This is a genomic window from Gemmatimonadota bacterium, assembly GCA_009838845.1.
Lineage (GTDB): Bacteria > Latescibacterota > UBA2968 > UBA2968 > UBA2968 > VXRD01.
Map to the genome: position 1 here is coordinate 1 of VXRD01000146.1, position 21431 is coordinate 21431.

Genomic DNA, 21431 nt, shown 5'->3' on the forward strand with positions numbered 1-21431 from the left:
TCTCCATGGTCACATCTTTGTAGAGATTCAACAATATATACTATAAAACAAAAAGTTAAAACTTGTTTGAGCCAACAAAAAATCACACCATTCGGGAACCTTTCCAGCCCTTAAAAGTAAAAGAATATGCGACAAAGCGTGTCGCAAAAATATCGGCGTTGACTCCTATACCCCGGCTGAGTCAACGCCGTTACTCTTTCTTGGAACTCTTTTCTGTACAAATGCGTCTAATCCGGTACCATGCAACATCCCTTGAGGCGTTGGTTATACCCTCCCAACCAGCGCCTCTTTTTTATTTATAAACAAAAAAAGCCTTTGAGGGCTCCCTCCCGACACCCTCAAAGGTTTGTAACTCTGCTACAAAAGCAAAATAAATTCCAAAAATAACCCTGTCAATAAAAAAAGCGGGCTGCCAACAGCATTCTATTTATCGGGAGGGAGGAAATAAACAGAAATGCTGAGGCAACCCGCTGTACATAAAACATACCCAACTACAAAAACAACGTCAAGAGTATAGAAGAAATTAATTATTGTTCGCGGTAAAGGTTTTACCGCTCACGAAAAACGACGATACTTCGCCTCCTTTAGTGTTCGTAACCGAACACTAAAGCCATTCGCTCTGCGAATGGTCGTTTATTCAAGCAGAGTCTGAATATCAAAAACCGTTGTCCTGCCCATGATATCCCCCCGCCTCAACGCGTCTTTAATGCGATCAACATCCCCGTAAAAAAGCATCAAAAAATTTTTGACCTGATAGTTCAACAGTCGCCTGAAAACGCGGCGAATATCCTCCTCTGTCACCCCATCAATAGCCGATTCGTATTCCTCCAGCGAAAGAGCGGGCACCCCATCGCGGTCATAGCGCACTTGCTGGCTGAGCCTGGTCTGTGGACCGAGTTGCAAATGATACGCCCGCTTGAGCCTTTCGCGTCCTTTCTCCACCTGCGCCCAAAAATCTGGCTCAGACAAACAATGGTGCATCAACCGAAACATCTCGGGAACAAGCTCAGGAGTATAAACATCGCGAGGATCAGCCCAAAAATGCAGTATTGGCGGTGATGTCCATTCCGGAATACTCACGCCAATCGAATAACACCAGCCTTTCTGGTCTCGAAGCCGAATAAACAAGAGCCGGTTTAGCGCATTGACCAGAACCGCTTGTGCAAACCAATCCTCGTGCGTGCGGGGCAAGCCATTGGTTATCCAATTGCAAAGATCAGTTAGATGACTACTTTGAGAAATTAAAACATGCATGCCCGTAATTTCTTTGCGTTTTGGTCGAGGATGTGGCGAAAAACCATCCCGAGGTCGGTTATCCGTCATCACGCGCAAACTCCGTTCAATTTCCGACTTACTCAGATCGGAAGTCACTCTAAAAAAGAGGACTTGTGCGCGCAAGGTTTGATCCCAAAATTGTTGCAAGTCTTGCACAGTCAAATTTTCAAGTGCTGTGCGCGTGCCTACTCGCCGGTCTTCATCGTATTTGTACAGGTGATGGCGCAAAGTCTCTGTCACATCACGGTCATCGATATAATCCTCAAATTTGTCTATGATCCGTGCCCGTTCTCTGTTCAGCAGTTCTTCAGAGAATCTGAGATCTTCCATCATCGCTTTCAGATGTCTCAAAGCCGCATCCAAATTTTCACTAAACACAGTCAGGTTAACGGTGGTATATAAGTTAGAAATATTGAACCATAACTCTGCCCCAAGCCGATCCATCTCTTTTTTGTCTTCCCTGTATAACGCCAGATTAATTAGACGAAGAAAAGCAAAAGACAAACCGCGCGTATCCATTGTCTCCTGCAGATTCCCCCCTGTATAATACCTCATTGAAAGCCGCGTTTGCGGCACGCGCGCATCCTGCACGTAATATATTTTGTGATTGGGAATTTCCGCATCTGCTGCTGAAACACTACAAAGGACTGCCAATAATCCAACCGCAAGTACTCGCCGTCGCCAGTACCAGTATCCCCCCACACCTGCGAGCACCCATACAATACCCACATAGAGCCACACGTTCCATGATGATGCTGACTCCTCAAAAGAGACCAGGACAAAGGTATGGGGCGGCTGGTCCAAAAGATATTGCTTTGCCACCCGCTTGACATCGGCCACCGTAACGCCATCGAGATTCTGCATCCACTTGAGATCAAAAGCAGGGTCATTGAAACAAATAAATCCAAAAGAGATCGCATTTGCCAGACGCGTATGACTGGTTATCATGCGATATAAAACTTTCCGCGCTTCATTTCTCGCTACCAAAAGATTTTCTGCTGAAAAAGAATCAACAGCCGTTTGAATAATTTGTTGCATAGCTGAAACTACGGGTTCATAACGCGTATCCGAGGGTAAATCGGCTTAAAAATAATATATACTTTTATCGCGCATATTGAGAAAATAGGAATTCACTCCAAGCACTTTTCCCGAACCAATTAGTCTTTGCCGCGCAAGAGAATATTCACCCTCAAAAAGAGATAGGTCAAACAAATAAAAAGGATAGGTGTCTGGATGCGTATCTGTTGGAATATGCCAGACACCCCAAACAGAAGAATGCAGATCAGTTGTAGATTGCAGGGAATCCTGGGGGACAGATGCGACATCCAGCGTGTCAACATCGTCTGGAATAAACCCCTCGTCCTTTGGAATCTCCCCAAAATGTTGGACTACAACGGGCAAAATATCAGCCCCTTTTACATCGCCTACAATTACAAGACACGCATTATTCGGTACGTAATAACGCTTGTGAAATGCGGTCGCTTCCTCCAGAGTAAAAGTTTTAATCGTATCTCGATGGCCCAGAATATCGTACTGATAGGGATGCCCCGCAAACATGCGGGCATATAGCTTTTTATATAAAAGCCGACGCGCAAGACTTGCACTTCTCGCCCATTCAGCCAGAACGACCTCTTTTTCGAGATCGAATGCTTCCTGCGAAACATCAAACCGTGTCATACCCCGTGCAAAATAGGCAATCAGTGTATCCAGCTGCGCTTTGGGAACAGTCGCGTAGTATTTTGTACCATCTTTAGACGTACTGGCATTGGCGTGTGGCGCACCCAAAAGATAGAGCGATTCTAAGAATGAGCGATCCAGCGCGAGGTGCTCGACCAGATGCGCCATGCCCTGCCTGCCGGGTGCTTCGTGAGAAGACCCCACGCGATAGGCAATTTGGCACGTCACGACGGGTCGGGTATCGTCTTCCACAATCGCAACCTGAAGACCATTGGCGAGGCGATAGTGCTGGAGAGAAAGGGAGCCAGCAAGCGAAACATCGGCGACCTTTTGATAGGGCGGCGAACTTGCCAGCGCGTGCATCGGCAAAAGGCAGAGCAAAAGAGGAAAATATACGGAACGCATTACAAAACCCTCGGTAGTCAGCTAAAAACCTCCTGGATCGCGGCTTTAAGCATGCCGCGATGACAATCGCTTATTAATACCAAAATTTTCCAACGTGTGCAACGCCCAAAAAGCCTCTGGCAGTAAAAAAAGACATGCGCATCACGGGGATTGCGGCTTTTTGCTTTCTGCATGTCATTGCTTTCAATACTACCGCTTGACAGAGAGTGAAATAGTTCTATATTTTTTGAAAAGAATTTCACACACGTCATACTTTCTGCGCGTGTTGCGAACCGACGAATAGTGGGGACGGGAAGGGAAAATTTAACTTGAACTATCAAAGCCTATACTGGGATACCTTAGTACAACTTAGGGCTAATGTTTATTATTTACAAGCCTATCAGATACACTTAGAAAAATGGGATAATCGGATACAGATATTTTTGGCTATCACCTCCAGTTCGAGCATTGGTGGATGGGTTGTTTGGAATGAATATGGCATAATTTGGGGAGCCCTAATTGCCGCCTCACAAGTGATCAATGCCATCAAGAGATTTTTGCCATTTCAGAAACGTGCTAAGCAGATCGGAAGCCTTAATACAGAAGTGGAAAAGCTGGCTTTGGGTGCAGAAAGCCAATGGTTTTCAGTATTTGAAGGCAAACTTACCGACGAGGATATTTTCAGCCTCGTCACCGAACTAAAGCAGCAAAAACTGGAGGCATCCCACAAACACTTCAAAGATCAAGCTCTACCGATAAAATCAAAGTACGAACTCGAAGCCGCGGAACGAACAAGAGCCTATTTTGAGACCTATATTAGGGCTTCCACAACAGGAGAGAGTTAAAATGGCTAAAAAAAAGAATTCCATGAGAAAAGCAGTACCATCAAGGAATAGACAACAGTTCCAGGAAGATAGGAATATACCTACTATCAAAGTAGATATTCCCATGCCCAAAGGCGCTAAGCCTCCTAAAAAAGATGGTGGAGCAGACTTGTCGCCAAGTCGGCCAGAGAAATCTTCGTCAGAGAAGTCTTCTTAAGTTTATCTTGAATACGGTGTGTTAATTTTTGACAAAAAACGGCCTTGAGTGATCAAATACTCAAGGCTGTTTGCGCGTACTCGAGGCGCGCCAATCAGTCCTGGCTTTTCCGTTGCTTTTCTCGCGCAAACTGATAATTTATCCAATCTCCCTTTAAACCTCATTACGAAAGGTCCTCTTATGTTCTTAGTAACCCTGCTCAAAATTTACGGCTACATCATCATTGCGCGAGCACTCATCTCGTGGATAAATCCCAATCCATACAACCCACTCATCAGAATAATATGCGCCATCACAGATCCAGTGCTCGTACCCATTCGCCGCGTGTTGCCCGATCTCGGTGGCCTGGACATATCGCCCTTTGTCGCCATCGTCATCATCTGGTTCATCATATCCCTGATTTAGCGGAAGGGCATGATTTGAGCGCAGAACAACGATCTCCCACCTCTCGCATCCTCATTCCCATCTTGCTAACTGGCCTGTCTGGTCTGCCCCCTCTGTCCATTGACATGTTTTTGCCCTCCATGCCGGCAATGGTACGGGAATTTCAAACCCAACCCACCCACATCCAGCCCGCCGTCACCCTATTCCTCATGGCACTGGGCGCGGCGCAACTCGTCTTTGGTCCCCTCTCTGACCGATATGGTCGCCGCTCCATCTTGCTCATCGGCCTGGCCTGTTACGCCCTCGCGGGCCTGGGCTGCCTATTTGCCCCCACAGTGGGCGCACTCATTTTGGCTCGCGTATTACAGGGATTTGCAGGGGGCAGTGGCCCTTCTGTAAGCCGCGCTGTAGTACGCGACATATACGGCGAAATCCACGCCGCCAGAATAATGTCCTACATGGCCACAGCCATTGCTCTCGCCCCCATACTCGCCCCCATAATAGGTGGATTCTTACAAACCTATTTTGGATGGCACGCCGTCTTTGTCGTACTCAGTGCGCTGGGCGCCATGTTCTTCTTCGGCTACCTATGGGCAGTACCCGAAACCAATAACATGATAGACCCCACAGCCCTGAATCCAACGCGCATGATAGCCAATTACCGCGACCTCCTGAGCAGCCGCCAGTACCTCGGATATACCTTTATGGTCGCCATTCTATTCTGGGGCATGTTTGCCTTTATCACGAACTCATCTTTCGTACTCATCACCGAACTGGGCGTCTCGCCCCAACTCTACGGCTTCTGTTTTGGATCCGTCGCCGTGGGACTCATGATCGGCGCATTTTTATCTGGCCGCCTCAACAATCGCCTCGGCAGCGCACGCATCATTCAAATTGGCAGCCTGATCGCAGCAGGCGCGGGCCTGCTCCTGCTGGGACTCAAACTCGCGGGCGTATTTTCGGTCATCACCATCATCGCCCCAATGTGTTTATTCACAATAGGCGGCGGTATGGTGCGCCCCCAAGCAATGGCTGGCGCAATCGTGCCCTATCCGGAAAAAGCCGGACTTGCCTCCGCCCTCATGGGATTTATACAAATGAGCACAGCGGGATTATTTGTCACCCTCTTCAGTCAGTTTTACAGCGCCTCATCCATCTCCATGGTCACAGCCATTGCCATCTCAGGCGTCATTGCCCTGCTCGTGCGCCGTACGCTATTGCCATCTGGAGCCACATCATGATCCTCGCCATTGACATCGGCGGCACGCAATTTGGCCTGGCTCTCGCCACGCCCGACGGCCGCGTCATCAAACACATCCAGCACCAAACAGATCGCGCAGACCACGCCGACAAAAGAATTGACCGCATACTCGCAGCAAGCAAAACACTGATCGCACAATCATCAGTATTGGCCTGCGGCATTGGATTTGGTGGCCCCGTCAACTTCGACACACAGCGCATCGTCAACTCCACCCACGTCGTCGGATGGGACGATTGCCCACTGCCGGAAATTGTCGAACAACACCTCGGCTTACCCGCAATAATCGACAACGATGCCAACGTGGGCGCACTGGGAGAATTTACTTTTGGCGCGGGCAAAAACAGTCGCCACATCATCTACTACACAGTCAGCACCGGCATTGGTGGGGGTATCATCATCAACGGCGAAATCTACCGCGGTGGCAACGGATATGCCGGCGAACTCGGACATGTCCCTATTTTGCGCGACGGGCCCCAATGCGACTGCGGCAATCGCGGCTGCCTCGAAGCCCTGTGCTCTGGCACTGCCATCGGCAAGCGCGCAACAGAAGCGGTGCAAAAACATCCACGCAAAGGCATCGCAATCGCGCGAACCGCAAACAACAACCCCATCACAGCCAAAACCCTATTCGACACCGCGCGTTCTGGAGACCCTTATGCCAGAGCACTCGTCGATGAAATCTGCACCGACCTCGGACAGGGTCTGGCAATGGCCGTAAACGCATTCGCCCCCGACGTCATCGTCATCGGAGGCGGCGTCTCAAACGCAGGACGCATCCTATTTGAACCGCTGCGAAGAGAAACCCTTCGATTCCTCATGCCGGTTCACCGTCCAAGCCTCAGAATCACCCCTGCCAAACTCAAAAACCGCTCTGTACTTCTCGGCGCAGTCGCGCTGGCAAAACAACGGATACAACACTGACCGCTTTTTTAACTTGAAATTTAAACATTTTTGAAGTTCATTACGGACTCTACTTCCGAAATAAAAACGCGAGGAACCCGCAATGGACGCAAAAGAAAGATATTTCTGGGACCTCACCGGGCATCTCGTCGTACCTCAAGTACTCAGCCCCGATGAAATCGCAGAAGCAAATGAAGCCATCGATTATTACACCCGGGAAATTTTAAAAATCCAGGACTCTGACAACCTGCCCGGAAGACCGGATGTTCGGGCAACCACAGTCGTCAGAACCAGCAACAAGCATCCCTATTTCCTGGAAATGCCTTCGCCGTATTCCGATCCCTTCAGAAAAATGCTCGTCCATCCCCAGATCGTATCTCGCCTCAACAAAATGTGTGGTCGCGGCTTCCGTCTCGACCACGGCCCCGAGTTAATCGGTCACGTCAAAGGCGTAGATGGTCTCCGGCTGCACGGATCGGGCGACCGCCACAAACCCTATGTGGCCTATCGCAATCAAAATGGCGAAATGCACTGCGGCGGCGTCACGGTCTCCTATCAACTATCAGACGTCGGCAAAGGCGATGGCGGATTTGTCGCTGTACCGGGATCGCACAAATCCAAATACATCATACCCGAAGACCTCAAATACTTCAAGAGTGACATGGACGTACTCGTTCAACCCGCTATGAAAGCGGGAGATGTCCTCTTTTTCATGGACGGCGCGCAAACGCACGGCACCTTGCCCTGGCAAGCAGAACACCAGCGCCGATCCATACTCTACAAATACACCAGCAGAACTTCTGCCCGGCAGGGAACCGCAGAAGAAGTGGCACCCCCCGAGAATTATTGGGATCAGTCAATCACCGACGGCATGACACCTGAGCAACTCGCAGTCATGTGGGGACCTTATGCCAACTACCACGAAGAACTGCCCGTCCTGGGCATTGACGATCAGGGCATTGTCCAAACAGAAGAACCCATTGACCCCGATAATATCTGGAGCGACCGCAGGGGATAAACACAACAAAAAAGGAGACTCTCAATGCCAGCCTTCACAGAAACCATCCCCGTTAACGACCAAAACATGGGCCTCTATCTCTCCCTCCCCGATGGCGATGGTCCCTTTCCCGGTGTCGTCGTCGGCATGCATGCCGGTGGCACAGATGCCTTCATTCACGCCATGTGTGACCGCCTCTCAGAGGCTGGCTATGTCGCCACAGCACCCGACCTCTACCACCGCCTGGGCATCAATGACACGCGAAGTCCAGGCACCCTCAAAGACCTGGAAATGATCGCCGACATCAAAGCCACCGTTGCTTTCCTGAACGACCACCCCGGGGTCGATAACAACGCCCTCGGCATCACTGGCTTTTGCATGGGCGGCCGCGTAGCCTATCTTATGGCCGCCGCCATCCCCGGCTTCAAAGCCGCTGTTGCCTATTACGGTGGCAACACGATGACCGCCCTGGGCGAAAACATCCCATCTCCTTTCGAGCGAACCGCCGACATTGCCTGCCCGATCCTGTTCCATTTTGGCGAAGCAGACCAGAACCCATCCCCCGAAGACATGAAAACCCTCGACGCCGAACTCACCCGCCACAACAAAGAACACGAATTCTTCGCTTATCCCAACGCTGGCCACGCCTTCATGGACGCCACTGGCTCTCGCTACAACGAAGCAGGCGACCGCACATCCTGGCCCAGAACCATTGAATTTTTCGACCGGCACCTGAAGTAAGAGGAATACCCTCATGTCCTACGACCTCCTCTTAAAAAACGCCACCGTCATTGATCCCTCCCAAAACCTCAACGCCATCCGCGATGTCGCCATCCAAAACGCCACCATTGCCGCTCTCTCCGAATCCATCACCGATCCCGCCAGAGAAACCCTGGACCTTACTGGCAAAATCCTCACCCCCGGCTGGATCGATATCCATGCCCACGTCTTTGCCGGTGCAACCACCTGGGGCATTCAAGCCGATGCCCTCTGTCTCGCCACCGGCGTCACCACCATCGTTGACGCCGGTAGTCCCGGCTGGGCCAATTTTCTCGCCTTCCGCGACTTCATCGCCACCCCTGCCCGCACCCAGATTCTCACCTTTATCCACATCAGCGGCATCGGCCTTACCTACGGCCCCATTGGAGAAATGACCGACATCAAATATGCCGACCCCGAACGCACCGCCTACGTCGTCCACACCTATCCCGAAACCTGCGTAGGCGTCAAAGTACGCATCAGCAAAACCATCACCGGAGAAAACGGTATCGTTCCCTTACAGTTGGCCGTTAGGGCCGCTGACATGGCCCACACACCCGTCATGGTCCACATGGGTGCAGGCGTCGCCCTCTCCGACATCCTGGCCGAACTGCGCCCGGGCGACATCGTCACCCACTGCTATCGCGGAGACGGAGACGCCACCATTGGCGACACCATTTTAAACCGCCAGCACATCATCCGCCCCGAAGTCCACCATGCCCGCAAGCAGGGAATTCTCTTCGACGTCGGCCACGGCGGCGGCAGTTTCCTTTTTGAAACCGCCAAAAAAGCCCTCGCCCAGGACTTTCTCCCCGACGTCATCAGCACCGATATCCACTCCGGTTCAATCAACGATCCCGTCTATAGTCTCCCAGAAACTGCCTCTAAACTGCTCAATCTGGGTATCGAACTCCCCGACATCATCCGCCAAACCACCACCGCAGCTGCAGCCGCCATTGGCAGAAGCGAGCATCTGGGCACCCTCAAAATCGGCACCGTCGCAGACCTATCGGCCTTTGAAATCCGCGAAGGCGAATTCCGATTTCACGACGTCAGAGACAATTTGGAAATCGGCCGCAAAAACATCCATCCCGTACTCACCATCCGGGCTGGCAAAGTCTATCGTCCCGAATCCCTTCGGGAAGAACGCGATGAAACCCTCGCACGCGCCCGTGAAATTCGCGCCCTGACCTCCCGACGGTTCGGCGATCTGGGATGGACACCACCCGGCGCATAAAAAAAGGCGATCACACAGCCGTGACCGCCTCTCGCTTTTCTCTAAAACTTCACCTCTCATCGTTCACCACCCCGTCTCCCGCGCCTGCCCTGTCGCACATCATCGCCCTGAATTCGCCTTTGTCTCTCGGCCACTGGCGGTGATTCCAATCTAAAAATAGCCTCGCGCTTCACAGATTGACCACTCGACAAATCCGTCACTTCAACCTCAACCTGATTGAGGCCCAGGATCATCTTCTTTGAATCCAGCTCCAGATGGATCGGCTCCCATACATCTCGCCCCACATGCTCATAACTCACCGCCACCTGTGGCTTTCTACCCCTCGCCATCAATCTTTTGAATCCCCCACTTAACAGCCCAAAAATCGAAGACCCCGACCGCACATCCTGCTGGATCGTATAGGACACCTTGTATCGCGTCTGCCCAAATTCATCGCGTTGCAAATTATAGACCTCGTAATAAACGAACACACTGCGATCATTCACAAAACTGCGCGACGGCATAGGCATCACCCACACATCGCCCTTGAGGTACTTGTCGTGAAACCTCTCCTCATCACCAATAGACCACGCCAACTCCAGATCGCTCATCGCCAGTGAATCGGAAAATACCGGCGCTTCCAGATCCTGCACATAAACCCCCCACTTACCCGAATTTACATCGGCCAAATGCACCGCCATGCGATAGGTACCAGGTGGCACTTCCAGATAAGCCACATCGGGCACAAATGTCCCTCTCTTCAACCGCCTGGAATCAATACCCCCAAAATACAAATCATCCCGCGTCCGAAACACCTCCTCACCCTCATCGTCTGAAATCACCACCGAACGGCGCACATGCCCGTTCTCATTTTCAATACCCACCTCCAGCGTCGGCACCCCGTAATACACCTCGACCCCGGTCTTGCCCTCTTCTCCTCTAAAACGCGCCACATCGTAATAAAACGCCAGCGGTTCAATCCCCGGCGGCAAATCAAAATACTCCGGTGTGGAAGCCACCACATCGTTCAACACCGCGCCCGGATGGATTCGCAAAAGCGCGGACAACCGCTCGCCCGACATGCGCGTACCATCTGGCAGCGGGGGAAACTGCCACTTGCCATTGAGCAACTCATCCACAAACACAAACTCCACACCACCACCAACCTGCGTGTAAATCCACGACTCCCACGGCATCGACCGCTCGTTAAAAGTCACGGGATAAACCGGTTCAATTAGATTAACACCCTCGTAATCCCCAACTGGCTGTTCATCCTCCACACCGCCAAAAAACGACTCCGCAGTCATTTCACCCGACACCACAAAATCACCCTCAATATCCAGAGCCAATCGCTCCTTCACCGCCTCAGCCTCGGCACTCGGCACCGCATTGGGCGCGTGTGAACGCGACCGATAATCCGGCTCCCCATACCGAATATACACCTCGCCGCGCCTGTCCCATGGCTGCACGGCTTTTGCAAAATGCGTCCGCGCGAACCACACCCGGCGATAGTGCTCTGCCTCTCGCGCAAGACCACCCGATATCAGGGTCAAATCGCGCTTGCGCCAAAACGTCGTCAAAAACGCGGCGCGCTCATCTTCTGGCAGCAATTCATATTCTTGCAACTCCTCCGGCCTTGCCACCAACTGCAAATCTTTGTAAAGCACCCGTTCTTCTGCCGGAATCACATCGAAATACTGCGCGAACAACGCCAACGCCCGATCCGGATCACCCAGACCTGCATAAGCTTGTGCAAGCAGCGCCAACAATCGCGCTTCACCCGGATTCTTCGCCAACGCCGTCTCGCCAATCTCGACTACATTCCGATACTCGTGCTCCTCCGTATAAGACACCGCCAATCCGTAAAGCGCCTCGACATCACCGGGCCTCAGCCTCAGATACTTTTCGTACAGCAGGCGAATCTCGCCGTAATACATTTCATAATTGTTATTCACATACCAATCCGCCAATTCCAGATACACCGGCGCGTAATCCGGTGCTATTGCAATCACTCGGCGAAACGCATCCTCAGCATCCAGATCGCGCAGCATCACCTTTGCCCGCGCCAGATACAACTCGGCATCTATCGACTTCGGATCCTTTGCCCGCGCCATCCGAAAATACGGCAACCCCTGTCGCGCCCGCGTCCGTCCCCGCGCCATATACGCCCGCCCCAACCCCACATAAGCTTCTGCCGTCCCGGCATACCGAATCCCTTTGCGAAATGCATTATCAGCCTTCTCAATCTCCCCCGCATTGAGATACAAATTGCCCAACACAACCCATGCATCGCCATCTTTTGGCGCAACTTTCACAGCCTCTTCCAAAACAGACAGCGAATCCACCACATCTGAAGTTGCCCATCCCGCGGATGGCAGAAACAAAATAATCCACAAATTCAGTATCAAATATCTCATGTCAAAGCCATGTCTGTAAAAGTTTTCGAGAATCTTCCCACCGCTCTCATAAATACCCTATTCGCCCCATTTGCACAAGTGCAAATCTTCTATTGAACTTTATAACGAATTGGGGAACATACGGGTTCCCTTCCTGTACCATGAAAACCCTCACACAATTTATTTCCCCTGACACAACGCCTTTTGCTTGACAATTAAAAACGCTTATAATAAATTTATTCGCAAACAAGAAAACTATTGCATTTTTGAACAACACATCTGTTCTTTATCTGGATTACGATGGATTTGTTTCCAATGCATGCAGGTGCTCATAGCACCTGCAAAATAGCAACTGCACTGTCTGTCCTCCCCCTTGTTTATTAAGGCTATTTGACAGTTGTGGTTGCTTTTTTTATTGGAAAAAATTGAGGACCTCATGGCATTGACAAAAATTAAACAAGGACTCGACCTTCCCATTAGCGGCGTACCCGATCAATCCACAATACAAAATGGCAAGCCAGTCCAGACCGTAGCACTCTCAGGTGAAGATTATGTGGGCATGCGTCCCACAATCGTGGCTCAAGTGGGAGACCGCGTCAAACTCGGCGATGTATTGTTCACCGACAAAAAAATGGAAGGTGTTCTCTACACCTCACCCGGTGCAGGCGAAGTAATCTCCATAAACCGGGGAATAAAACGCGCCTTCTTATCAACGGTCATTCGCCTGGAAGGCAACGATGAAGTTACCTTTGAATCCCATCGAGCAGACGAAATCGACAACCTGGACCGGGAAACAGTCAAAGAACAACTCATCTCATCCGGACAGTGGACCGCCCTGAGAGCGCGGCCATTTGGCAAAGTAGCCGACCCGAGCACAGAACCCCGATCCATTTTTGTCAATGCAATGGACACCAATCCCCTATCCCCGGACATGGCGCGTGTATTGGCCGGGCAAGAAAACAATTTCGCATTGGGCCTCAAAATCGTCTCAAAACTCGTGGAAGGGACGATCTTTCTCTGCAGAGACCCGGAGTTGGACCTGCCCGAAATCGATGACGACCGCATCCAGGTCGAAGAATTTACCGGTCCCCACCCCGCCGGATTGGTCGGTACACACATCCACTTCTTAGACCCCGTTCACCGCAACAAAACAGTCTGGCACATCGGCCTTCAGGATGTCATAGCATGGGGGCATCTGTTCACAACCGGGCGGATTATGACCGAACGCATAGTCGCTCTGAGCGGACCCACCGTGAAACACCCCAAATTGATCCGCACCCGTCTGGGAGCTTCAATAATGGACCTGATAGAAGGCGAACTCGAAAACGTCGAAAACCGAATCATCAGCGGCTCTGTTCTCTCCGGGCGCAAAGCAGATGAAACCCGCGCCTTTTTGGGGCGGTATCACCAGCAAATTACCGCACTGGAAGAAGGCAACAAACGCGCCTTTTTGGGCTGGATCACGCCGGGATTCGAATTTTTCACCATCAAGAACCTGGCACTGTCCAAAATGTTCTTTGGCCAACGCCTCAAATTAAACACCTCCACCAATGGCAGCCATCGTGCACTCGTGCCGCATGGCAATTACGACGACGTCATGCCGCTGGACATCTTGCCCAACTTTTTGATTCGGGCACTCGTGACCCGCGACCTCGACGACGCCGAAAAACTCGGCATTCTGGAATTGGAGGAAGAAGACCTATCACTATGCACATTCTCGTGTTCATCAAAAATGGACTTTGGACCTATTTTGCGCGAAAATCTCACCGAAATTGAAAAGGAAGGATAGTGAAGCCCCTACGCGATTTATTGGACAAACAGGCCGAACACTTCGAAGAAGGCGGCAAACTCGAAAAACTGTATCCGTTTTACGAAGCCGGGGATACATTCCTTTACACCCCCGGTGAAGTCACCCAGGCAGATGCACATGTGCGCGACGGCATGGACCTGAAGCGCATGATGATCACAGTCGTCCTTTCGCTACAACCCTGTATTTTATTCGCCCTGTACAACACGGGCTTGCAAGCGAGCCTGGCCTATCAAAATATCGGCGCAATCGGCACTGGCGATTGGCACGTCTGGCTCGCCCAGGCACTGGGCCTGTCTTTCCTGCCCTCCGATATAATCAGTTGTTTTGCAATAGGCGCCATTTATTTTGTACCCGTACAACTCGTAACCATAGCCGCAGGCGGCATCTGTGAAGCCATATTTGCGGTCATTCGCAAACACGAGATCAACGAGGGATTTCTCGTCACCAGCACGCTATTCCCCCTCACAATGCCGCCCCTGATCCCCCTGTGGCAAGTTGCCATAGGCATCATCTTTGGCGTCGTAATAGGCAAAGAAATATTCGGCGGCGTGGGAATGAACTTCTTAAACCCCGCGCTCACGGGCCGCGCATTTCTCTATTTTGCCTATCCCGCGCAAATCTCGGGCGATGCAGTCTGGATCGCCGTCGATGGATATAGCCAGGCAACGCCATTGGCGGCCTATGCCGATACCCATATCCAGCTGGATTACACATGGTGGGAGTCCTTTATCGGTCTTATTCCGGGATCCATGGGAGAAACCTCAACCCTTTGCTGTTTATTGGGCGCAGGCGTTTTGATATTAACCCGCGTTGGCTCGTGGCAAATCATGGCCGGTGTAACCATCGGCATGATTGTATCTGCACTATTCTTCAACTGGATCGGCAGCACCACCAATCCGCTACTCAACGTATCTCCAGCCTGGCATTTTGTCATCGGCGGCTTTGCATTTGGCACGGTATTTATGGCAACCGATCCAGTCAGCGCAACCATGACGCGCCAGGGCAAATGGGTCTATGGCATCTTAATAGGCGTCATGACAGTATTGATCCGCGTGACCAACCCGGCCTATCCCGAAGGCATCATGCTGGCCATATTATTCGCCAACGTATTCGCGCCCATCATCGACCGCGTCTTTATCGACCGCAATATCCAAAGGAGACTGGCCCGTGCAGAATGACAGCATCCAAAAAACGATCTTTGTTGCGGTGGCCCTTTGTCTCGTCTGTTCTCTTTTTGTTTCCCTGACTGCTGTGTCCTTACACGATATCCAAAAAGAAAACAAACGCCTCGACAAAGTAAAAAATATTCTGATTGCGGGTGGATTATACGATCCCTCAGTCGATGTCCAGTCCGTTTACGAAAATAAAGTCGTACCGCTACTTATTGAACTGGACACGGGGCAGATCTTGAACACCGAAGCATATCCCGATGGCATCGACATAGATACGTATGACTTAAAGAAAATGGCTGTCGACCCCACATTTGGGCGTTCTGTTGATTCGGATAGAGACATTGCAAATATTCGCAACCGTCCGAAATACATCTTCGTCTATAAAGTGATGGAAAACGACAAATTGCAGCGCATTATCTTGCCCATCTACGGCTATGGCCTCTGGTCCACGCTCTACGGCTTTGTATCTCTGGGCAATGACCTGCAAAGCATTCAGGGCATCACATTTTACGAACATGGCGAAACCCCGGGATTGGGTGGCGAGGTGGATAACGCCAGATGGAAGGGATTATGGCCGGGCAAACAGGCATTTGACGATGCGGGCAATGTCGCCATCTCCGTAATCAAAGGCCAGGTAAATCCCAAAAGTGTAAAAGCAAAATATCAGGTCGATGGTCTCTCGGGTGCGACCATCACCACGCGGGGATTAGACAATATGCTCAAATACTGGTTGGGTAACGAAGGATACGGTCGATTTTTAAATACGCTAAAACAAGGAGGTGTTCGTGGCTGAAGTAATCGAACGGGAAGAACAAGCGCCAGAAGTGCCACCATCTCCGTCTCTGACGGCGAAAGAAGCCAAAAGCCTGTTATGGACGCCCGTCTTTGATGACAACCCCATCGGGCGTCAGGTATTGGGAGTTTGTTCGGCACTCGCGGTAACCACAAAGCTGGAAACCTCAATCGTCATGTCTATGGCGGTCATTTTTGTTATGGCGCTTTCCAATATATCGGTAAGCCTGATCAGAAATCACATTCCGTCCAGCGTGCGCATCATCGTTCAAATGACCATTATTGCCGCGCTTGTGATTATCGCCGACGAAGCTATCCAGGCATTTGCTTACAATATATCCAAGCAGTTGTCGATCTTTGTCGGACTGATCATTACCAACTGCATCATCATGGGACGTGCCGAAGGATTTGCAATGAAAAATCCCCCCACGCACAGCTTATTAGATGGCCTGGGAAATGGATTTGGTTACAGCACCATCTTAATTGTGGTGGGTTTTTTCCGCGAACTGTTGGGATCGGGTAAACTTCTGGGCGTTGACGTTTTGCCACTCGTCACCGAAGGCGGCTGGTACATGCCCAACGGCTTGATGTTATTATCGCCGAGTGCGTTTTTCTTAATCGGGTTCTTCATCTGGGTTGTGCGAGCGTGGAAACCCGAGCAAGTGGAAGAGGATTAAAATGGCCGAACACTATATCAGCTTATTTGTCAAAGCCGTTTTTGTCGAAAATATGGCCCTCGCTTTCTTCCTGGGCATGTGTACATATCTCGCCGTCTCCAAACAGGTGACAACCGCTGTCGGACTGGGCATTGCGGTGATCGTGGTGCAGACGATTACAGTGCCGATCAACAACCTCATTTTTACCCATGTCCTGACCGAAGGCGCGCTCGCCTGGGCGGGTTTGCCAAATGTGGATCTCACATTTTTGGGCCTGGTCACATATATCGGCGTCATCGCCGCGATGATTCAAATTCTGGAAATGGTACTGGACAAATACGTACCCACCCTGTACAACGCCCTGGGCATATTCTTGCCGCTCATCACAGTGAACTGTGCCATCCTGGGCGGTTCGCTACTCATGGTCGAGCGCGACTTTAACTTTTCAGAAAGCGTCGTCTTTGGACTGGGCAGTGGCACGGGCTGGGCGCTCGCCATAGTCGGGCTGGCGGGCATACGCGAAAAAATGAAATACAGCAATGTCCCACCTGCATTGCGTGGGCTGGGCATTACATTTATGACCGTAGGATTGATGGCAATGGCATTTATGCTCTTTTCGGGGATTCAACTTTAGATCCAGGCAAGCGTGGAGATAATATGGAAGACGTAAGGCTAATTTTACTCAGTGTAGGAATGTTTACCACCATTGTACTGATGCTGGTAGCGGTTATACTCATTGCCAGATCGCGATTGGTTGCCTCGGGACAGGCTCACATCACCATCAACGACGATCCCGACCACAGCATTTCGGTTCCCATGGGCGGCAAATTGCTCAACACATTGGCCGACAATAAAATTTTTGTATCCTCCGCATGCGGCGGAGGCGGCACCTGTGGACAGTGCAAAGTGACGATCAGCGAAGGCGGCGGCGATATCTTAGCCACCGAGCGATCGCACATCAACCGCAAAGAAGCGCGGGAAGGGTGTCGGCTTTCGTGCCAGGTAACAGTGAAAGGCGATATGGATATCGAAGTACCCGCCGAAGTATTTAGCATCAAAAAGTGGGACTGCAAAGTGCTCTCAAATTACAATGTCGCCACATTCATCAAAGAACTCGTCCTCGAACTGCCGCCAGGGGAAGACGTCGGGTTCCGAGCCGGTGGTTTTATTCAAATCGAATGTCCACCCCACACCGTTGACTACCACGACTTCGATATCAAAGCCGCCGACGGGGAAGACCGCTTCAGAAGCACCTGGGATCATTTCAACGTATGGGACAATGTCTCGGTAGTAGATGAACCCGTCTTCCGCGCGTACTCGATGGCGAATTATCCCGAAGAAAAAGGGGTCATCATGCTCAACATCCGCGTGGCGTCTCCCCCTCCGGGCACAACGGGCATACCACCGGGCAAAATGTCGTCGTGGACTTTTGATCTAAAACCCGGCGATGACGTGACCATTTCGGGACCCTATGGAGAGTTCTTTGCCAAAGAAACCGATGCCGAAATGATCTTCATCGGTGGCGGCGCTGGCATGGCGCCCATGCGGTCGCACATCTTCGATCAATTCAAACGCATTGGGACAGACCGCAAAGTAACCTTCTGGTATGGCGCGCGCAGCCTGAATGAAATGTTCTATGTCGATGACTTCGACGGATTGCAGCGCGAACACGACAACTTTACATGGCATGTGGCACTATCCGACCCCATGCCAGAAGACAACTGGACGGGCCTGACCGGGTTTATTCACCAGGTCCTCTACGATGAATACTTAAAAGATCACCCGGCACCTGAAGATTGTGAATATTATATCTGCGGTCCCCCACTGATGTTAGTGGCCTGCATGGATATGCTGGACGATATGGGCGTGGAACCCGAGAATATCTTATTCGACGACTTTGGCGGATAATCCAGTTCAAAAAGTACATAAAAAAAGTCTTCGGTTCACCAGCAACCGAAGACTTTTTTTTCGGGTAGTTCTTCAGACACATCAACCTCCTGTGTTATGATGCCCGCCAATCCAGCGTGACAAAGTCCTTGTATATCATCACTTCTTCCTCAACATATTCCAACTTGGCCTTAACAATATCGCCAATCGACACAATGCCAGCGAGACGACCCGCCTCGTCAACAATCGGCATGTGCCGGAATCGTCCCTCTGTCATCGCTGCCATCACATATTCAATATCGGAATCCGGATTGCTTGTAACAAGATCGCGCGTCATCACATCTTCAACGCGCACAGCCTGCAAATCCGCGTCATTATACACCTCGCGCATCAGATCTCGCTCCGTGATAATACCGAGCAAATCTCCTATTCGATTCTGCACGACAAGCGCACCCACGCTATTTTGAATCAGCGTAGCCAGCACCACATCCAATGTGTGATAAGGGCCAATCGTAATCACGCGGCGACCTTTTTGGTCGAGAATATCTTGAATGGTCATGATCATACCTCCATGAGTTTGGGGAAAAGTTCCACGAGTTTGGGGAAAAAAAAGCGGCCTCGATCAAAAGTGATTCACAGTATGACTTCTCATCGGGGCCGCATAAATTCGTTGGTGGCATGACCCTCCTCCTTGTGTGCGTGTTAGTTGTCAAAACCCGCCTAAAAGCACAGGCTATATGCCGAAAATCTCCACCAAATATTTTATTGCACCCCAGCTACGAATCGGGTTTAGGCAACACAGTCAACCTCCTCATTGAATTGTAGGATTATTCGCTGTTTTGGAGAATATAAAGAGATTAAAACGCCGTGTCAAACAAGTTTAATAATACTTGTATAAACCATTGAAATTATTTATATTTACAGCGCGATTGAATTTTAAATTGTATTTTGGAGTAAAGCAATAGGTATAGGGTACTTACAGCGAGGATATAAGGTATCGCTATATAATCCCCAATTCCCATTCAGAACTGCTAATGCATGAGACAGAGAGACACAGCTTTCAACACGACATTTGGGATAACGAACGGAATTTGGCGATGGATATTTCCGATCCTGTTAATCGGATGCCAGGATCATCTGACAACGATCTCTGGTCCAACGATGGGAACGACGTTTCAGGTCAAGATCGTCCAAAGTGAAATAACTCTCGACATGGATGTATTGGAGCGAGAAATCAATGCACGCCTAAAAGAAGTCAATCGTCAGATGTCCACTTATCAGGACAACTCCGAAATCACCCAATTCAACCGCTCGCCTTCAACAGACTGGTTTGCAGTCTCATCGGACTTTGCTTATGTTTTACACATCGCGCGTGAAATCAGCACCTGGTCCGATGGCGCGTTTGACGTCACTATCGGCCCGCTGGTCAACCTGTGGGGGTTTGGACCCAACGCCATCCCCGAACGCGTACCTCCGCCCGACTCAATTGAAGCTCACAGAGCACTGGTCGGCTACGAAAAAATTCGCGTCGATCCATCTGCGCCCGCACTAAAAAAAGAAATCCCTGAAATCTATTGCGACTTATCCGCAATAGCCAAGGGATATGGCGTAGATCGCATAGCGAGTTATCTGGACAGCCTGGGCATCAATCGCTATTTTATCGAAATCGGCGGCGAACTGCGAACAAAGGGCCACAACCACCTGGGACAACCCTGGCGGATAGGCATTGCAAGTCCCGCGGGACAGGGGGAACTACAAAAAGCACTTGCCCTGCACAACATGTCCATGGCGACATCGGGCGATTACCACAACTATTTTGAACGCGATGGCGTGCGGTATTCCCACACCATTGACCCGCGCACCGGACGGCCCATAACGCATGTCCTGGCCTCCGTAACAGTACTACATAAAAGCTGCGCCTATGCCGATGGACTGGCTACTGCGATCAACGTAATGGGACCGGAAAAGGGATTTGCATTTGCAGAAAAACACAACCTCGCCGTATTTATGATTGTAAGACATGGAGATGGGTTTGTGGAAAAAATGACGGATAGTTTTGAAAAGATGGTAAGAGGAGAGAAGTGAGAGGTGAGAAGTAATCAGCCGAAATGATGATCCTATCCTCTCTTTGAGCAAGTCGAAAAATATCTTCATCGGATGCAGATTGCATGTTATATTTGCGGATGTGTACAGTATCGTATCCCTCTTCCACGAGTCTTTGAGCCAGCAATGGCGAAAGCGCATTATCAATGAGAAATTTCATGGTGTCATCTGGAGAGGAAGTTCTCGTTCACGCACTGCCACCGCTGCATAAGCGAGTGCTTCGCGTATGTCTTCGGGTTCAAGATCGGGATAGAGCCTCAAAATTTCCTCATCAGATGTGTTTGCAGCGACGAGATCAACAATGACAGAAACGGGGATACGAAGACCTCTTATACAGGGCAATCCCCCCATTTGGTCGGCAGAAATAGTGATGCGTTGAAATTTCATTTTTCATTCCTTTCTAATGCTTTTAGCGTAGAACACACGTGACGACTCCCAACCGTGAACGTGTTGGGCTTCTTGGCGATTGACCCCGCCTGGGTACATCGTCCTGGACCCAGGGGCAATTCTGTGTAGCTTGTTCACTGGGTAAAAGCAGCCAAATAGGGCTGACCTTCAGGTTTTACCTACACAGGGGGGATGTTTCGTGTAGAACGCCATACCTGATGGTATGATACTCACACAAGGGTGGTATGTCAATGTGTCTATACGCTAAAGCTACAAATTTATGCCCTTATTATCCCACGCCTGAAGGCTGTGGGTTTTACGGACTATCAGATAA

Annotated in this window: 20 protein-coding genes; 15 read left to right on the top strand and 5 right to left on the bottom strand. The window is 50.6% G+C overall.

Annotated elements, in window-relative coordinates; genetic code table 11:
* Positions 1–633: 633 nt before the first annotated feature.
* Together F4Y39_20430 and F4Y39_20435 are read right to left on the bottom strand one after the other, a co-directional pair.
* Positions 634–2313 (bottom strand): hypothetical protein, encoded by a 1680-nt coding sequence (locus F4Y39_20430; protein ID MYC16099.1) that lies wholly within the window; start codon positions 2311–2313, stop codon positions 634–636.
* 45 nt (positions 2314–2358) lie between these two features.
* Positions 2359–3357: an insulinase family protein gene (locus F4Y39_20435; protein MYC16100.1), complete on the bottom strand. Its 999-nt coding sequence runs from the start codon at positions 3355–3357 to the stop codon at positions 2359–2361.
* A gap of 308 nt (positions 3358–3665) precedes the next feature.
* Here F4Y39_20435 and F4Y39_20440 point away from each other — a divergent pair, with 308 nt between their 5' ends.
* The 8 genes from F4Y39_20440 (at position 3666) to F4Y39_20475 (ending at position 9915) form a co-directional block, all read left to right on the top strand.
* A complete protein-coding gene (locus F4Y39_20440; GenBank protein ID MYC16101.1) occupies positions 3666–4181 on the top strand; it encodes a hypothetical protein in 516 nt (171 codons plus the stop codon).
* 1 nt (position 4182) lies between these two features.
* Entirely contained in the window at positions 4183–4377 is a 195-nt protein-coding gene (locus tag F4Y39_20445; GenBank protein MYC16102.1) for a hypothetical protein, read from the top strand.
* A 180-nt stretch (positions 4378–4557) separates the two neighbouring features.
* Positions 4558–4782, top strand: a complete 225-nt coding sequence (locus F4Y39_20450; GenBank protein ID MYC16103.1) for a YggT family protein — start codon at positions 4558–4560, stop codon at positions 4780–4782.
* Entirely contained in the window at positions 4662–6002 is a 1341-nt protein-coding gene (locus F4Y39_20455) for a multidrug effflux MFS transporter (GenBank protein ID MYC16104.1), read from the top strand. The genes F4Y39_20450 and F4Y39_20455 overlap by 121 nt, the downstream gene beginning before the upstream one ends.
* Entirely contained in the window at positions 5999–6943 is a 945-nt protein-coding gene (locus tag F4Y39_20460) for an ROK family protein (GenBank protein MYC16105.1), read from the top strand. The genes F4Y39_20455 and F4Y39_20460 overlap by 4 nt, the downstream gene beginning before the upstream one ends.
* Before the next feature lie 82 nt (positions 6944–7025).
* A complete protein-coding gene (locus F4Y39_20465; GenBank protein ID MYC16106.1) occupies positions 7026–7940 on the top strand; it encodes a phytanoyl-CoA dioxygenase family protein in 915 nt (304 codons plus the stop codon).
* A 24-nt stretch (positions 7941–7964) separates the two neighbouring features.
* Positions 7965–8660, top strand: a complete 696-nt coding sequence (locus F4Y39_20470) for a dienelactone hydrolase family protein (GenBank protein MYC16107.1) — start codon at positions 7965–7967, stop codon at positions 8658–8660.
* A 13-nt stretch (positions 8661–8673) separates the two neighbouring features.
* Entirely contained in the window at positions 8674–9915 is a 1242-nt protein-coding gene (locus F4Y39_20475; GenBank protein MYC16108.1) for an amidohydrolase/deacetylase family metallohydrolase, read from the top strand.
* A 56-nt stretch (positions 9916–9971) separates the two neighbouring features.
* Here F4Y39_20475 and F4Y39_20480 read toward each other — a convergent pair whose 3' ends face one another.
* The gene (locus F4Y39_20480; protein ID MYC16109.1) at positions 9972–12311 is read right to left on the bottom strand and encodes a GWxTD domain-containing protein; all 2340 of its coding nucleotides are present in this window, start codon (positions 12309–12311) and stop codon (positions 9972–9974) included.
* A gap of 421 nt (positions 12312–12732) precedes the next feature.
* Between F4Y39_20480 and F4Y39_20485 the strand changes: the two genes are divergently transcribed.
* Genes F4Y39_20485 through F4Y39_20510 form a run of 6 tightly spaced genes read left to right on the top strand, consistent with a single transcriptional unit; the run spans position 12733 to position 18628 of the window.
* Positions 12733–14079, top strand: a complete 1347-nt coding sequence (locus F4Y39_20485) for a Na(+)-translocating NADH-quinone reductase subunit A (protein MYC16110.1) — start codon at positions 12733–12735, stop codon at positions 14077–14079.
* Positions 14079–15278 (top strand): NADH:ubiquinone reductase (Na(+)-transporting) subunit B, encoded by a 1200-nt coding sequence (locus F4Y39_20490; protein MYC16111.1) that lies wholly within the window; start codon positions 14079–14081, stop codon positions 15276–15278. Before F4Y39_20485 ends, F4Y39_20490 begins: the two co-directional genes overlap by 1 nt.
* The gene (locus F4Y39_20495) at positions 15247–16065 is read left to right on the top strand and encodes a Na(+)-translocating NADH-quinone reductase subunit C (protein MYC16112.1); all 819 of its coding nucleotides are present in this window, start codon (positions 15247–15249) and stop codon (positions 16063–16065) included. Before F4Y39_20490 ends, F4Y39_20495 begins: the two co-directional genes overlap by 32 nt.
* A gap of 49 nt (positions 16066–16114) precedes the next feature.
* A complete protein-coding gene (locus F4Y39_20500) occupies positions 16115–16741 on the top strand; it encodes an NADH:ubiquinone reductase (Na(+)-transporting) subunit D (protein ID MYC16113.1) in 627 nt (208 codons plus the stop codon).
* 1 nt (position 16742) lies between these two features.
* Entirely contained in the window at positions 16743–17354 is a 612-nt protein-coding gene (gene nqrE, locus F4Y39_20505) for an NADH:ubiquinone reductase (Na(+)-transporting) subunit E (GenBank protein ID MYC16114.1), read from the top strand.
* A 23-nt stretch (positions 17355–17377) separates the two neighbouring features.
* Positions 17378–18628: an NADH:ubiquinone reductase (Na(+)-transporting) subunit F gene (locus F4Y39_20510; GenBank protein MYC16115.1), complete on the top strand. Its 1251-nt coding sequence runs from the start codon at positions 17378–17380 to the stop codon at positions 18626–18628.
* Positions 18629–18722: 94 nt separating this feature from the next.
* Here the strand turns inward: F4Y39_20510 and F4Y39_20515 are convergent, their stop codons facing one another.
* Positions 18723–19172, bottom strand: coding sequence for a CBS domain-containing protein (locus F4Y39_20515; protein MYC16116.1), 450 nt, complete (start codon positions 19170–19172; stop codon positions 18723–18725).
* 473 nt (positions 19173–19645) lie between these two features.
* Between F4Y39_20515 and F4Y39_20520 the strand changes: the two genes are divergently transcribed.
* Positions 19646–20692, top strand: coding sequence for an FAD:protein FMN transferase (locus tag F4Y39_20520; protein MYC16117.1), 1047 nt, complete (start codon positions 19646–19648; stop codon positions 20690–20692).
* 174 nt (positions 20693–20866) lie between these two features.
* Here the strand turns inward: F4Y39_20520 and F4Y39_20525 are convergent, their stop codons facing one another.
* Entirely contained in the window at positions 20867–21097 is a 231-nt protein-coding gene (locus F4Y39_20525; GenBank protein MYC16118.1) for a DUF433 domain-containing protein, read from the bottom strand.
* Positions 21098–21431: the final 334 nt, after the last annotated feature.